12 protein-coding genes are annotated in these 14,917 nt (G+C 69.7%); 10 read left to right on the top strand and 2 right to left on the bottom strand.

Translation table 11 applies throughout. From position 1 onward, the window contains the following. Positions 1-30: 30 nt before the first annotated feature. Positions 31-1,893, bottom strand: a complete 1,863-nt coding sequence (asnB, locus tag IEX89_RS18815) for an asparagine synthase (glutamine-hydrolyzing) (protein WP_244645580.1) — start codon at positions 1,891-1,893, stop codon at positions 31-33. Here asnB and IEX89_RS18810 point away from each other — a divergent pair. Genes IEX89_RS18810 through IEX89_RS18800 form a run of 3 tightly spaced genes read left to right on the top strand, consistent with a single transcriptional unit; the run spans position 1,777 to position 4,926 of the window. Then, positions 1,777-2,919 (top strand): FkbM family methyltransferase, encoded by a 1,143-nt coding sequence (locus IEX89_RS18810; protein ID WP_244645573.1) that lies wholly within the window; start codon positions 1,777-1,779, stop codon positions 2,917-2,919. The two genes, asnB and IEX89_RS18810, sit on opposite strands and share 117 nt — an antisense overlap. 7 nt (positions 2,920-2,926) lie before the next feature. Continuing rightward, complete coding sequence (locus IEX89_RS18805) at positions 2,927-4,183, top strand: lipopolysaccharide biosynthesis protein (protein ID WP_188914798.1); 1,257 nt, start codon at positions 2,927-2,929, stop codon at positions 4,181-4,183. Further along, on the top strand, positions 4,180-4,926 hold the full coding sequence (locus IEX89_RS18800; protein WP_280513928.1) for a class I SAM-dependent methyltransferase: 747 nt from the start codon (positions 4,180-4,182) through the stop codon (positions 4,924-4,926). The genes IEX89_RS18805 and IEX89_RS18800 overlap by 4 nt, the downstream gene beginning before the upstream one ends. 111 nt (positions 4,927-5,037) lie before the next feature. Here IEX89_RS18800 and IEX89_RS18795 read toward each other — a convergent pair whose 3' ends face one another. Next, on the bottom strand, positions 5,038-5,370 hold the full coding sequence (locus IEX89_RS18795) for a hypothetical protein (RefSeq protein ID WP_188914796.1): 333 nt from the start codon (positions 5,368-5,370) through the stop codon (positions 5,038-5,040). Positions 5,371-5,587: 217 nt separating this feature from the next. Here IEX89_RS18795 and IEX89_RS18790 point away from each other — a divergent pair, with 217 nt between their 5' ends. From IEX89_RS18790 to IEX89_RS18760, 7 genes are all read left to right on the top strand, one after another. Beyond that, positions 5,588-6,661: a DUF4214 domain-containing protein gene (locus IEX89_RS18790; protein WP_188914795.1), complete on the top strand. Its 1,074-nt coding sequence runs from the start codon at positions 5,588-5,590 to the stop codon at positions 6,659-6,661. A gap of 266 nt (positions 6,662-6,927) precedes the next feature. Further along, positions 6,928-8,688 carry a family 16 glycosylhydrolase gene (locus IEX89_RS18785; RefSeq protein ID WP_188914794.1) on the top strand — a complete coding sequence of 587 codons (1,761 nt, stop codon included), beginning with the start codon at positions 6,928-6,930 and terminating at the stop codon, positions 8,686-8,688. A gap of 123 nt (positions 8,689-8,811) precedes the next feature. Beyond that, positions 8,812-9,108 carry a helix-turn-helix domain-containing protein gene (locus IEX89_RS18780; RefSeq protein WP_188914793.1) on the top strand — a complete coding sequence of 99 codons (297 nt, stop codon included), beginning with the start codon at positions 8,812-8,814 and terminating at the stop codon, positions 9,106-9,108. A gap of 230 nt (positions 9,109-9,338) precedes the next feature. Further along, entirely contained in the window at positions 9,339-10,760 is a 1,422-nt protein-coding gene (locus tag IEX89_RS18775; RefSeq protein WP_188914792.1) for a mannose-1-phosphate guanylyltransferase/mannose-6-phosphate isomerase, read from the top strand. A 22-nt stretch (positions 10,761-10,782) separates the two neighbouring features. After that, on the top strand, positions 10,783-12,282 hold the full coding sequence (locus IEX89_RS18770) for a phosphomannomutase/phosphoglucomutase (RefSeq protein WP_188914791.1): 1,500 nt from the start codon (positions 10,783-10,785) through the stop codon (positions 12,280-12,282). A 98-nt stretch (positions 12,283-12,380) separates the two neighbouring features. Continuing rightward, positions 12,381-13,148 carry a SapC family protein gene (locus IEX89_RS18765; RefSeq protein ID WP_188914790.1) on the top strand — a complete coding sequence of 256 codons (768 nt, stop codon included), beginning with the start codon at positions 12,381-12,383 and terminating at the stop codon, positions 13,146-13,148. A gap of 114 nt (positions 13,149-13,262) precedes the next feature. Continuing rightward, entirely contained in the window at positions 13,263-14,912 is a 1,650-nt protein-coding gene (locus tag IEX89_RS18760; RefSeq protein WP_188914789.1) for a hypothetical protein, read from the top strand. Positions 14,913-14,917 lie beyond the last annotated feature (5 nt).

Raw genomic sequence — 14,917 nt, 5'->3', positions numbered from 1 at the left:
CGCTGCGCGCCGGGCATGCACGCGCGGTCGTCATCGACGCGCTCCGGACGTGTTGTCGGGTCTCCTGCACCATGCTTCGAGCACCACGATCGGCCAGAGGGCGTAAGCGTTGTCGCGGCGCCCGGAGGCGTGCTCGTCCCACAGGGCCCGTACTGCCCGGGCGTTCACGTGGCCTCCACCGATCTCCGCTGAGACGAGCAGGTCGCCGGCGAAGGATCTGAGCGATCCGCGCAGCCAGGCCGCGAGGGGCACGGAGAAGCCGCGCTTGGGGAGCGTCGCGAGGTGCCCGGGCAGACGTCGAGCGAGCAATGCCCGGGCGACGAGCTTGCCCCGTCCTCGCCCGAGGAGGCGATCGCGAGGGAGGCTCCACGCGAAGCGTGCGAGATCGTTAGACAGGAAGGCGGGGCGGACTTCCAGCGACGCCGCCATGGAGGCGCGATCGACCTTCTGCAGCACGCCGTCGCCGAGATAGACGGACATGTCCAGCCAACGCATGCGATCGAGCGGATCAGACAATGCAGCATCCGGGAGGGGGACGTCGTGCTCGCGCGCGTCGACGAGGACCTGCGGCGCCGTCGTGAGGGATACGGCTTCGAGCCACGGCTCCGCGTCGCTCGCCATCACCCGCCCGAGCTTGCGGAGCCGCTCCGACAGGCGGGAGATACCGGCGCGCGCCGCGATGCCGTCGAGCAGCGGTGCCTGCATCCCCGACAGGCGCTTCGCGAAGGCCACCCGCACCGAAAGGGGCACCGTTCTCAGCGCGCCGAGCCTTCCGGCGAGGCGATGGCGGTCGTACCCCGCGAAGAGCTCGTCGCCGCCGTCGCCCGACAAGGCGACCACCACCTCGCGGCGCGCGAGGCGCGACAGCATCAACGTCGGCAACGCCGAGGCGTCGGCGAACGGTTCGTCGAACGCCGCGATCAGGTCCGGGATCGCGGCTGCGGCCTCGGGTTCGCCGAAGCGCGCGCTGGTATGCCGCGTCCCGAGCCGCTTGGCGACCTCGGCGGCGATCGGAGTCTCGTCGTAGCCGAGGTCCGGGAAGCCGATGGAGAAGGTGCGTACCGGCTCGGAGGCGGCGCGCACCATCGACGAGACGACGAGCGCCGAATCGACCCCACCCGAGAGAAAGGCGCCGAGCGGGACGTCGGCGATCAACCGCTCCCGAACGGCGCGATCGAACGCCTCCTCGAAGACGTCGATCGCTGCCTCCGGCTTCGACGCGGCTCGCGGGGCCAGAGCCCACTCGTCCAGGCTCCACCAGCGCCGGACGACGGTTCCGGACCGGGAGATGGAGGCGATCTCGCCGGGGCCGAGCCGCACGATGTCGCGGAAGATCGTATGCGGGCTCGGAACGTGACCGTAGCGCAGGAACGTGGCGATGCCGTGCGGGTCGAGGCTCGCGCCGATCCCCCGACCGAGACATCGCGTGTCCGAGGCGATCCACGTAACCCCGCCCTCCCCGCGCTGGTACACGAGCGGCTTCATGCCGAAGCGATCACGCGCGAGATGGAGGACCTGCTCGCGCCGGTCGAACACGGCGAAAGCGAACATGCCGTCTGCATCGCGCAGGGTCTCGTCCAGGCCCCGATGCGCGATGCTCTCGAGCAGCACCTCCGTGTCGGACGACCCGCGCCAGCGCACGTCCGCGAGCGCCGGCACGTTCCGAAGCCGCTCCAGCCCGTAGATCTCGCCATTGTAGACCATCACCCAACGGCCGTCTGACGAAACGATCGGCTGGCTCCCGGCCTCCGACCTGTCGAGGATGGCGAGCCGTCGATGGCCGAGCGCGATCCCGGCGTCCAGGTCGACGAAGACACCATCGGAGTCGGGGCCGCGATGGACGAGCCGCGCCGTCATCGCGCGGACGTCGGGCTCGAGGGTGCCCCGCGGCAGCTGCCCGTTCGGATCGAAGATCCCGACGATACCGCACACCCTAGCCCGCTCCCTCGCACCAGCCGTCGCTCAGCTCGGCTCTCGGCCGCAACGCTCTACACCAGGCCATGCGCCGCGCCAATCGCAAGACGTGCCGGCCGGGCGGTCGCGGCGTTGACACCACGCGCCGCACGCACGATGACCGCTGGCGCGGGAAAGTTCTTCCGCCTGGATGCTCCATTCATGTCGCGCTCGTCGTCGATCCTCTCGCGTGCTTCGTTCCGCACCCGTATGGCCCGGCTTTCGTCGCTCTCGAAGGTGACGGGAGGGCCCCTCTCCGCGCTGCGCCTCGCACTCGCGCTGCGGAGCGCACCCACGGTACCGGTGGCGGTGTCTACGCGCTACGGGCGGATCTGGCTGCGAGCCGGCGACGAGCAGGCGGTCCACGAGGTGCTCGCCTCGGCGGAGTACGAGCCGGTGCTGGAGCATCTTCCACCGCATGCACGCGTGCTCGACGTCGGTGCCCACATCGGAACGTTCGCGCTCTGGCTCGCCGCTCGCAGGCCCGATGCGACGATGCTCTGCGTCGAGGCCGAGCCGGAGACCTTCGACCTCCTGAGCCGGAACACCGAGCGCCTGACGGGGGTCCGGGCGCTCGCGGCAGCCGCGGGAGCGCGCGACGGCGAGACCGTCTACGTGTCCCGCCGAGAGGCGAGCATGGCGAACCGTGTGGAACCGCACGGCACGATCCCCGTCGAGACCCGCGGATTCCGGACGCTGGTGTCGCAGGCGGCAGGAAGTGGCGATGGGACGATCGCGCTCGCCAAGATCGACGTCGAGGGCTCCGAGGAGGCGCTCCTCGCCGACGCCGGCGCCACGCTGGCGCGCGTCGCGACGCTCGTCATCGAGCTGCACCCGTCCCTGTGCGACACGCATCGGGTCGGGGCCGTCTTGTCGGCGAGCTACGCCACGATCAAGGAGATCGGTGGACGCACCTCCAGCAAGCCGTTGCTTCTGTGCCGGGATCCCCGGAGGACACGGCCGTGAGGCACAGATGAACTCTCACGAGAAGGCGGTGGTCGCCTTCGCCGCGATGCGGGCACCGCTGCTGCTCGGGCGCAAGGCCATCGAGATCGCGAGCGGGATCGCGGTGTTCGTCGTTCTCGCGCGCGTGCTCGATCCGGCCGAGTTCGCGGCGCAGGCGCTCGTTCTCGCCATCGCCGATGCTGCGCGCGTATTCGGGCTCCCGGGTCTCGGCAACGCACAGGCGCAGGGCATCGCACGAGGCGCGGGCGGAGGCTATCGACGCGCGATCGCGATCTCCGCCGCCGGAGCGATACTGGGTGCCGCACTTCTCGCGGCGGCGGCGGCTCTCCTCGGGGACGCCGACCGCGCTCTCGTCTCGACGGCGCTCATGGCAATTGCGGCGGCTTTCCTGCCCTGGGCGGGCCTCACCTTCTGGCGAAACGCCGCGGTGGGGCTCGATCGTTACGACGTGCTGTTCGTGGCCGACGCGAGCGGCGCGGTGGTGCGCGCGGGCGCGGTCGTCGCATGTGCGCTCGCCTTCGAGGAGCCGTTCCTCCCGGTCGTTCTCGCCACCGTGATCGTCCCCGGTGCCTGCAACGTTCTCGGCATCCTCTGGAGCCTGCGCGCGGTCCCGAGGACCGGGCTGGAGGAGGCCGGCGCGACACGCTACGGCGTGGAAGTGAGCGTCTACGAGCTGCCGGCACTGCTCGCGCAGAACCTCGATCGGCTTCTCCTCTACTGGTTCGTCTCCCCGGAGGCGCTCGCCGTGTATGTCGTTGCTCTGCGCGTCCCCAGCCTGCTGCAGGCGGCCGTCGGCGAGGCGATTGCCTCGCTCGACCCCCTGCTCGCACGAACGAGGAGGTTCGGGCGCGATTTGAAGCGCGTCTCCTTGGCCGCCTCCGTCATGCTCGCCGGCGCGTGCGCGTTCACGGCGCTGGTGGTTGTGCCCTGGCTCCTGCCCGTCCTGGCCGGCGAGCGCTACATGGATGCGATCCCCTACGCGCAGATCATGACCGCGGGTGTCGCGGTCGGAATGCTGGGACGTCTGCAGTTCCGGTTCGTGCGGGCGCAGCTCGATGCGGCCACCTTCCTGCATCTCGTCCTCGCCCGCGCCGGCATCTCGATCGCGACGATGCTCGCGCTGGTCGCGTCCCTGGGGGTTCTCGGCGCAGCGCTGGCCTTCGTGCTGCGCGACCTGTTCGCGAGCCTCGCGACGGCGGCAATCGTCGGGGCGCGTTACGGCAAGGCTTCGCGGGAGCCCGACAACGGAGGAGAAGGGTCATGACACCGGAGCCGGAGGTCGCTTGGCGGCGCCCCTCGCTGCGCAGGCTTCGTCGCTTCTGGCCCGAAGTTTCGCGCCAGAGCCTTCTGCGCTGCCTCGAGTACGAGCGCCTCGCCGATCTCGGGCTGGGTGGCAAGGTGCTCGACTTCGGTGGCGGTGAGCAGACGAACTACGCGGCCATCCGGTCGCGCTGGCACGCACCCGCTGCCGACGTGACCTACGAATCTGCGAATATCGACGAGGGCACGCGCCCCACTTACGTGATCACTCCGGAGACGCACCTGCCCGTCGAAGACGAGCGCTACGATGTGGTCCTATCGCTCAACACGTTCGAGCACATCTACGATCTCCAACGGACGCTGCTTGAGCTGCATCGGGTGACGAGGGACGGTGGCATGCTGTTCTTCGTCGTACCGTTCGTGTTTCGCGTTCACGGCCATCCGGACGATTATCACCGCGGCACGCCGAGCTTCTGGCGCCGCCGGCTGCAGGAGGCGGGCTTCCGCATCGACGCCGTAGATGCCTTGTTCTGGGGTCCATTCTCGACGGCCGCGACCGTGGTCGGCCTCCCCGGCCCGTTCAAGCTCGCGCGGCTGCGCCTCGCGATGCTCTCGGATCTCGCGCTCGCCCATGCTGCGCGATATCCCGTGCGCGGGCCGCAGGACGCTCCCGTCCTGAACGCGCCGCTCGCCTACGCGGTCAGAGCGCGTCGCGTTCCGGATCGAGCCGACGCGCACTCGCCATGACGGCGGCCGCGGCCGAGTAGGCCGCGGCGGGTGGTTCGTTTCTTCAATCCGAGAGGAAGACGAGCACCGCCCAGGACAGCCCCAGGACGAAGGGGAAGGCCAGGCAGACCGTCAGGAGGCCGACGAGGGCACCCATGAATGTTCTCCACGTTGCGGACGATTGCGGATGAGCGAATCGTCCGGACGCGGAGGCCCGGTCTGACCGACGGAGACGGGAGCGGCGGAGCCAGCCGCGACGCGGGGGAGCGTATCGGCCCTCGCGGGCCGGCCGGAGGGCAGCGGCAGCTCCGGTGCCCGCGGCAGCGGAGCCGCGACGGGATCCCAATCCTGCGCGGACACCTCGATCGTCGCGGCCTCGACGCCCGCGACGCAGGGCGTCTGCGTCGTCACCAGAGCGGTGGCGGCGAGGCACAGGACGAGGAGGAGTGCGCGGAGCAGGGGCATCGAAGCGGAACGCCGCCCCGAGGCGGGGCGTCCGATCCATACACCCGTCGCTCGCGGCTGGCGAGGACGTCCTTCGCACCCTCGTCCGCGCATTTTTTCGCCGCTCGACGCCAGCTCGCCGCAAACCGAGCCGCTCATGCTGCGTTCATGCACGAGCAACGATGATCCGCGGCATACCTGATCCGCGGATGGTCGCATCCGGAACGTGGAGGACGAGATGGCCCTAGTCGACGCGTACGGCCCGATAAACATGATCGAGCCCGACCTGAACTGGTTCTTGCGAAACGAGACGGGCGCCGACTTCCTGCCGGGCTCGTTCCTGCGCCCGGCGGGCAGCGCGGTGCGCGAGGACACGCTCTACCTCTTCGCCTCCGACGGCTTCACCGATCGCGCGCTGGTGCTCGGCGGCTACGGCTTCCTGTACGACGGCTTCTCGCTCTACGACGGCATCGTGCAGAGCGTCGCGGAGGTCGACACGCGCACGAACACCATCGTCTGGCGGGCCGAGGACGTGAGCCTGCGCGCCTCCGCCGTCTACCGCGCCGTCGAGACCCTCTCGCCCGCCGACGACGCGAACGTCTTCGCCGCCGCGCTGAACGGCGCCGACGAGATCACGCTCGAGGCCCCGGGCAGCACCGCCTTCGGCTCCACGGGCGCCGACGTCGTGCGCATCTACGGCGACGGCGCGCTGGTCTACGGGCAGGACGGCAACGACTATTTCGTGCGCGCCGCCTCCGGCAACTGGATCGACGGCGGCCGGGACTACGACACGGTGGAATATCTCGGGCCGCGCAGCTCCATCCGTGTCGATCTCGCGAGCGACGGGCGCGTCTACGTCGCCGCCGGGACGGCGACGGATACGCTCGTCTCCATCGAGCGCGTCCAGACCACCGACGGCGCCTATCTCTACGGCCTCGCCGAGCCCTTCGCGCGCGCGGCCTACCTGCTCTACGGCGGCGCCTTCGACCGCACGCCGGACGAGGGCGGCTTCCTCTTCTGGACGAACCAGCTCGCTCGCGGCGCCACCGTCGACGGCGTCGCGGCGGCCTTCATCGCGAGCCCGGAATTCGCCTCGCTCTACGGCACGCGGGTGTCGGACGAGCGCTTCGTCGACCTGCTCTACCAGAATGTGCTCGGCCGCGGCGGCGACGCGCAGGGCGTGGCCTATTGGGACGATTATCTCGCGAGCGGCCGGGGCGATCGCGCCGACGTGCTCGCCAACTTCACGCTGCTGCCGGAATTCGGCCAGCGAGTCGCTCCCGACATCGTCGACGGCTATTGGGTCGTCTGACGGCGCTCGCCGCATATGGGGCACGGGCTCGTCAGGGCCCGTGCCCGAATTGAGTCAGAATTTCGGCTGCCCATTACCTTTTGTTTACGTCATCGTTGTTGCTTGGCATGACCGGTCCGGGTAGATCGGTCATGCCGATTCGGAACTTTTTTCTTCGAAGGACTTCGGTCTTTTCAAAAGAAATCTGATCCTATACGTGTGACCACGGTCACATTCGGCATCGACCCTCTCCCCGGACCTTCCCCAGGTCGAGCCGCAGCACGCCCATGCCCAACCTTTCGAACCACCGCCTGCTCTTCTCCGAGGAGTTCGACGACGTCTCCCTCTACGACGGCCGCTCCACCGGCATTTGGAAGACGGAGGGCTATTGGGGCTGGCGCACGCAGAGCGGCAACAACGAGCAGCAATTCTACGTCGATCCGGCTTACGAGGGGCTCGGGCTCGACCCGTTCCGGATCGAGAACGGCGCGCTCGTCATCACGGCGCAGCCTGCCCCGGACGGGATCGGATCGCTCATCGAGAACCGCGACTACGTCTCGGGGATGATCACCTCCGAGCAGTCGTTCTCGTCGCAATACGGGTATTTCGAGATCCGCGCCGAGATGCCCGAGGGGCGTGGCCTGTGGCCGGCCTTCTGGATGCTGGCCATCGACGGTCAATGGCCTCCCGAGATCGACGTCGTCGAGGTGCTCGGCCACGAGACCGACAATCTCTACGCGACACAGCATTACGTCGACGAGCGCGGCCGCAAAACCGCCGATCACGTGGCGCGGGTCGACGACCTGTTCGATTCCGCCGACGGCTTCCACACCTACGGCGTCGAGTGGAACGCCGACGAGGTGATCTGGTACTTCGACGACATCGAGGTCGGGCGCGCCGCGAACCGGAACGTCGAGCAGCCGATGTACGTGCTGGCGAACCTCGCGGTGGGCGGCTACTGGCCCGGCATGCCGAACGCGACGACGCCCTTCCCCGCGGAGATGCGCATCGACTCGATCCGCGTCTACCAGCTCCCGCCGGAGCGCGCACCCGTCGCCATTCCCGAGCACTGGGCGCCGATCGATCCCGCGACGGCCTTCTCGGACCTCACCAAGACGGGCGCGCCCGAGAGCTGGGCCTGGCGCACGACGATGGATGCCGACGACGTCAAGGTGATCCTGCGTGGCGACTGGGCGCGCTACGTCACCGGCAACGACCTCGACAACTACGTCCGCGCGTCGGATGCGCCCTATTGCGAGATCGACGGCGGCGGCGGCAACGACGTCTTCCGCGGCGGCCGCGGCATCGACGTCTACATCGTGCGCGACGGCGACGGCAACGACGCGATCCTCGACTTCTCCAACGCTATCGGCAACCAGGACAAGGTGCGCCTCGACGGCTTCCATTTCGAGCATTTCGACGAGGTCCTGCCCTGGCTGCAGCAGGTGGGCACCGACGTGATGCTGCGCCTGGACGAGGACCAGGCGCTGCTCTTCCACGACATCACCATCGCGGACCTCTCGCCCGAGCAGTTCGTGTTCGTGAACACCGTCGCTCCCCCGCCCGGCGCCACGCCCATCGGGATCGCGCAGGAGGTCAAGAGCGACTGGGAGATGGGCATCGAGCGCGTCGAGACCGATGGCGGCGTGCGGATCAGCGGCCTGCCCGAGCCGCACGCGCGCTCGGCCTACCTCCTCTACGGCGGCGCCTTCGACCGCACGCCGGACGAGGGCGGCCTGCTGTTCTGGACGCGCGCCATGGCGGAGGGCTGGAGCCTCGAGCAGGTGGCGGATGCCTTCGTGGCGAGCCCCGAATTCGCCGCGCTCCACGGCGCGCCCGTGCACGCCATGAGCGACGACGTCCTCGTCGCGCGCTTCTACGAGAACGTGCTGGGCCGCGGCGGCGATGCGGAGGGCGTCGCCTTCTGGCGCGACTTCCTGGCCGACGACCGGGGGGATGCCGCGGACGTACTCGCGCACTTCACGCTCCTGCCGGAATTCGGCGCGCGCCTCATTCCAGACACGGACGACGGATATTCGATTCTGTGAGCGCGTGCGGGCCTGCGGCATCGCGGATTGGAAACTCGCGATGGAAAGACTCGACAAGCGTCCGAAAGCTCGCCATCATATACAGTGACTTTGATACCCCGGCATACGGGGAGTGAGGCGAGAATGTACGCGCACCCGCAGCAGGGCCAGGCACCGGCAGAAACGCAGAAGCTCCGGCAGGACGCCGGTCGCTGGCTCAAATCCCTGCGCGAGGAGGCGGGCCTGTCCCAGCGCCAGCTCGCCAATGCCGTGGGCGTGGAGTACTACACCTTCATCTCGCAGATCGAAGCCGGCCGCGGGCGCATCCCGCCGGAGCGCTACGAGGCCTTCGCCACGGCGCTCGAGAAGGAGCCCGCCTCCTTCGTGCGCGAGCTGATGCGCTACTACGACCCCATCACGCATCGTATCCTCTTCGGCTGAGCGCCGGCGGGAACCCGCCCGGCCGCTCGGATCGCCATCGCCCTACGAGGCGCCTCGCCGCTGCCGCCGCGAGGCGCTCTTCGTATTCGCGCCACGGCGAAAGCGGTGACCCGCCCGCTGCTTCGATCGTCTCCCGTCTCCGAGCCTCCCTTGGCATAAGCCTCCCTTGCCATGCCCCCTTGTCAGGGCGGGCGTTTCGGGGCACACGCAGCGCGACAAGGAGCACGCGCATGTCCCGCATCACCCCTCTCGTCATGGCCGGCGGCGCCGGCACGCGCTTGTGGCCGGCGTCCCGCGAGGCGGCTCCCAAGCAGTTCATCACGCTGATGGGCGGGCATTCGACCTTCCAGGACACGATCCTGCGCGTCTCCGATCCCGCGCTCTTCGCCAAGCCCGTCGTGGTGACGGGCCACCGCTACCACTTCATGGTCCGCGAGCAGCTCGCCGAGATCGGCATCGAGGCCGAGATCGTGCTCGAGCCCATGCGCCGCGATTCCGGCCCGGCCATCGCCGCGGGCGCGGCTCTCCTCGCCGCGCGTGACCCGGACGCGCTGATGCTGGTGCTCGCCTCCGACCACGTCGTGCGCGACGAGGTCTCCTTCCGCCAGGCGGTGACGCGCGCCGCCGGCGCGGCCCGCCTCGGCGGCGCCGTCGCCTTCGGCATCGAGCCCGACCATCCGGCCACCGGCTACGGCTACCTCAAGCCCGGCGCGGCGACGAAGGACGAGGGCGTGCTCGTCCTCGACGCCTTCGTCGAGAAGCCCGACGCCGAGCGCGCGGCGGACTACGTCGGCTCCGGCTACCTGTGGAATTCCGGCAACTTCCTCTTCCGCGTCGAGAGCCTGCTCGCCGAGTACGAGCGCTTCGACCCGGCGACGGTGGAGGCGGTCCGCCAGGCGGTGTCGCAGGCCGGCGACGACGCCGGCTCCATCGTGCTCGAGGCCGACGCCTTCGCCAAGGCGACGGCGCTCTCCATCGACTATGCCGTCATGGAGAAGACCTCGCAGGCGCGCGTCGTGCCGGTCTCCATGGGCTGGTCCGACGTCGGCTCCTGGCACGCGGTCTGGGAGATCGCGGAGAAGGACGCCGCCGGCAACGCGGTCCATCTCGGCAAGAAGGGGCACGCGGTCTTCGTCGAGGCGAGCGACAATTACGTGCGCGCGGACGATCTCGTCTGCCTCGTCGGCGTCTCGAACCTCGCGGTGGTCCAGACGCGCGACGCGACGCTCGTCTACGATCGGTCGCGCCAGGACGCGATGAAGACGCTCGTGCGCGAGCTCGAGCGCCGCGGCCGCCCCGAGCTCGCCGAGCACACCGAGGTGTTCCGCCCGTGGGGCTCCTACCAGGGCATCGACCGGGGCGAGCGCTTCCAGGTCAAGCGCATCGTGGTCAAGCCAGGCGGGCGGCTGTCGCTGCAGAAGCACTTCCACCGGGCCGAGCATTGGATCGTGGTGCGCGGCACCGCCCTCGTCACCGTGGGCGAGGAGCAGAAGACCGTCCACGAAAACCAGTCGACCTTCATTCCGCTCGGCGCGGTCCACCGCCTGGAGAATCCCGGCAAGATCCCGCTCGAGCTCATCGAGGTGCAGTCCGGCTCCTATCTCGGCGAGGACGACATCGTCCGCCTCGAGGACATCTACAACCGGGTCTGACGCGCCAGGAGACCGTACGAGCATGCTCCCGAAGCCCGAAGCGGCGCTCTCGCCGAACACCTACGCCTACGAGGCGAAGCCGCTCGTCAAGCCGACGGGCTTTCGCGAATACGACGCGCGCTGGCTGTTCGGCTCCGAGCTGAACCTGATGGGCGTGCAGGCGCTCGGGCTCGGCATCGCGGCGCTCGTCCACGAGCGTGGGGTGCGGGCGGACATCGTGGTCGGCCACGATTTCCGCTCCTATTCCGCCTCCATCAAGCTCGCCCTCGTCGCCGGCCTCATGGCGGGCGGCATGCGGGTGAAGGACATCGGCCTCGCCCTCTCGCCCATGGCCTACTACGGCCAGTTCGCGCTCGATTGCCCGTGCGTGGCCATGGTCACGGCCTCGCACAACGACAACGGATGGACCGGCGTGAAGATGGGCCTCGACCGCCCGCTCACCTTCGGGCCCGCCGAGATGAGCCGGCTCAAGGAGATCGTCCTCGCGGGTGCCGCGCCGACGCGCCCCGGCGGCGGCTACGAGTTCGTCGAGGGCTTCGCCGAGACGTATCTCGACGACCTCGCCCGCGGCCGCTCGATCCGGCGTCCGCTCAAGGTCGTCGCGGCCTGCGGCAACGGCACGGCGGGCGCCTTCGCGCCGGGCCTGCTCTCGCGGCTCGGCGTCGAGGTGATCCCGCTCGATTGCGAGCTCGACCACACCTTTCCACGCTACAACCCGAACCCCGAGGACATGGAGATGCTCCATGCTCTCGCGGACGCGGTGCGCGCCAACGGCGCCGACGTCGGCCTCGGGTTCGACGGCGACGGCGATCGCTGCGGCGTCGTCGACGAGACGGGCGGTGAGATCTTCGCCGACAAGATCGGCGTCATGCTCGCGCGCGATCTCGCCTCGCTGAGCCCGAACGCGCAATTCGTCGTCGACGTGAAGTCGACGGGCCTGTTCATGACCGATCCCGAGCTGACGCGGCTCGGTGCGCGCACGGATTATTGGAAGACCGGCCACTCGTACATCAAGTCGCGGGTGAAGGAGCTGAACGCGCTCGCCGGCTTCGAGAAGTCGGGGCACTTCTTCTTCAACGCGCCCGTCGGCCACGGCTACGACGACGGCCTCCTCACCGCCATCGCGGTGCTGGAGATGCTCGACCGCAACCCCGAGCGCAGCATGAGCGACCTCTACGGCGCGCTTCCCCGCACCTGGGGCTCGCCGACCATGTCGCCGAAATGCGCCGACGAGGTGAAGTACGACGTCGTCGACAAGGTGATCGCCCGCATCGAGGCGGTCCGTTCGCAGGGCGGCACGATCGCGGACGCGCCGATCGCCGACGTGGTGACGGTCAACGGCATCCGCGTCACGCTGGAGGACGGGACGTGGGGTCTCGTGCGCGCCTCCTCCAACAAGCCCGAGCTCGTCGTCGTCGTCGAGAGCCCCGTCTCCGAGGAGCGCATGCGCGCCATGTTCCACGCGATGGACGGGATCCTGCGGGAGAACCCGGAAGTCGGCGCCTACAACCAGACCATCTGAGGTCCGGCCCACCGGTCCCGAGCACACGCAGACCGGAGCGGAGCGCCCCGGCGAAAAACGCGAAGACCGGGGCGAACAGCCCCGGAGAAAGGTCCGACATGCCGCTCGTCGCCGTCAGCCGCGAGACCCACGCCGACAAGGTCTGGACCCGCTTCGACAATTACGGCTTCGCCGCGCGTAGGCAGGTCGTGCCCGTGGTGCTGGCGGAGGTGGCGAAGGTCTCCTCGACCATGCCCATCGCGCTGCTCAAGGACGGTGACGCCTTCGTCGCCGTGGGGCTGCTCTCGCTCGTGCCGGACACGAACATGTTCGTGTCCGCCGACGGCGCCTGGCTCGGCGGCTACGTTCCCGCCTTCCTGCGCGGCCACCCCTTCGCGCTCGCCCGCGGCAGCGACGGGCGCGAGGGCATCCTGTGCGTCGACGATTCGCATCTGCGCCCCGCCGGCGAGGCGGGCGAGCGCTTCTTCGAGGCCGACGGGACGCTGACGAAGGCGGTCTCCGACGTCCTCAAGTTCCTCGGCGATCTCGAGCAGAGCCGCGCTCAGACCCGCGCCGCCGTCGCATCGCTGGCCGCGGCGGACGTGCTCAAGCCCTGGCCGCTCGAGGCCGCGGGGGACCCGCCGCGCCGGTTCGAGGGCCTCTACCGCGTCGACGAGGCCGCCATGACGGCGCTCCCCGACGAGGCCTTCCTGGGGCTGCGCCGCTCGGGCGCCCTGCCCTTCGCCTACGCGCATTTGCTGTCGATGCAGCAGGTCTCGGTCTTCGAGCGGCTCGTCGCCCTGCGCGACCAGCTCGCGCGCATGCAGGCGGCCAAGAAGCCGGAGCCGGCCTTCTCGCTGGGCTCGGATCAGGAACTGTTCTTCTGACGCCCAAACGAATGTGGACGGCCACTGGCTTGTTGCGCCGGTGTGGTGTATCATTCGTGTGATTTCCGCATACGGTCGCGTTGCGATCGAGGGGGCCGATCCAAGATGCCGGTGATGTTCCAGTTTGCCGAGCGCAAGCGTGCGCGCGAAGCGGCCGAAGCGCAGGTGCGCGACTGGAAGACTCAGGAGATCGCAGAGCTCTACCGCGTCCGCGATCGCCTCGCGGAAGCGGGGCTGAGCGTCGCGCTCGCCACGGGCGTGTCCGACGAGGGCGATCCATGGGCCGTGTTCGAGCAGATGGACACGTCCGAGGTCGTAGTCCACATCGCGCGAATCGACGGCGAGCTGATCGTCGCCAACGCCGCGACGGGCGCGACCTATCGCGGGCGCGACTTCCGCGCCGTCGCGGACGGCATGCTCGACGGCGCGCCGCTCGCCCTGCCGCGCAAGAGCGCGGGCTCCAACGTCGTCATCCACCCGCGTTCCGTGCTCACCGCCTTCGTGGCGGCGGCCGTCGTCCTCGCAGAGGTGGCGCGCAGCGTCGAGCAGGCCCAGGCGGCCGAGGCGCAGTCCCGCGAGGAGGTCGCCGAGACGGCGGCGCACGACGGCTTCGTCGCGCTCTTCTGGCGCGTGCTGAACCGCGACGGCAATGCGCCGGCGACCTTCGCCGGGGGCGTCGTGTTCGGCGCGGTCGCGGCTGCGATCATCGCGACGACGCTGGCCGAGCCGACGGAGACGTCGGCCGACGTCTCCGTGGCGAGCGCATCCACCGACGTCATCGCCGACCCGAGCGTCGCCTCCGCCGTGCGGGTTGACGCCGAGGGCGAGCCGTTGCGCAGCCGCGACGACGGGGCGGACGCGCAGGTCGCCGACGCGCCCGAGGGCGGCGAGGTGGACGCTGTCGCGCTGGTCGATCTTCCCAATCTCTCCGACGCCACGGTCGGCGTCGAGACGCGCGGCCACGCCGTCGTCGCGGAGCGGCCGGCCGAGGCCGGCATCGCCGTCGACAGCACGCACACGGCGACCGTCCACGCCGACGAGGCCGGCGCCGAGGCCACCCCGGAGCCGCGCCGCCCGGCGGAAGCGGCCGGCGGCGAGACCGCGGCGACGCGTTCGGCCGCGAGCCGCAGCGAGAGCGCCGGCTCGACGCCGCCTCCCTCCTCCGAGGGCGGCACGACGACGGAGCGCGGGCCCGCGCTCGCCGACGTCACGCGCAAGGTGGCGGATTCCATCACCGTGGTGAAGCTCGACGGCGATTTCGACGCCGCCAAGGCGCCCAACCTCATCGGCTCCGACAAGCCCATCGTCATCGCGCTCGCCTCCCTCGACATGCTCGAGACCGGCAAGGGCAAGGCGAAGGCCGGCGGCGAGGTCGTCCTCGACGTCATCGCGGACGATCTCGGCGCGGGCTCCGACGGCCTCCTCGAGGACGGCGCCCCGGGCGACCTCGGCACGGACCTGCCCGAGGGTCCCGTCGCGGCTCCGAACCCGGCGCCGCCGCTGATGAACATCACGTTCCACGACGCGTCGTTCGACACCTCGCAGCACGCCTTCATGAAGGGCGTCATCGACGTTCTTCTGTTCACGGGCGGCGAGGCGCGCATCGATCATTTCGACTTCGGCGAGGACCTTCTCGTGGTCGACGGCGGGAGCAGCCTGGTCGGCTGGCTCAAGGACGTCGAGGTCGTCGGGACCGACGTGAAGATCGTGGGCGTCGACGGGTCGGTCATCTGGCTCAACGACAGCTACCATACAATCGCCTGAATAGA

This window comes from Salinarimonas ramus (assembly GCF_014645695.1).
Classification (GTDB): Bacteria; Pseudomonadota; Alphaproteobacteria; order Rhizobiales; family Beijerinckiaceae; genus Salinarimonas; species Salinarimonas ramus.
The sequence above is the reverse complement of the archived record's forward strand: the minus strand, read 5'-3'. Positions and strand labels throughout refer to the sequence as shown.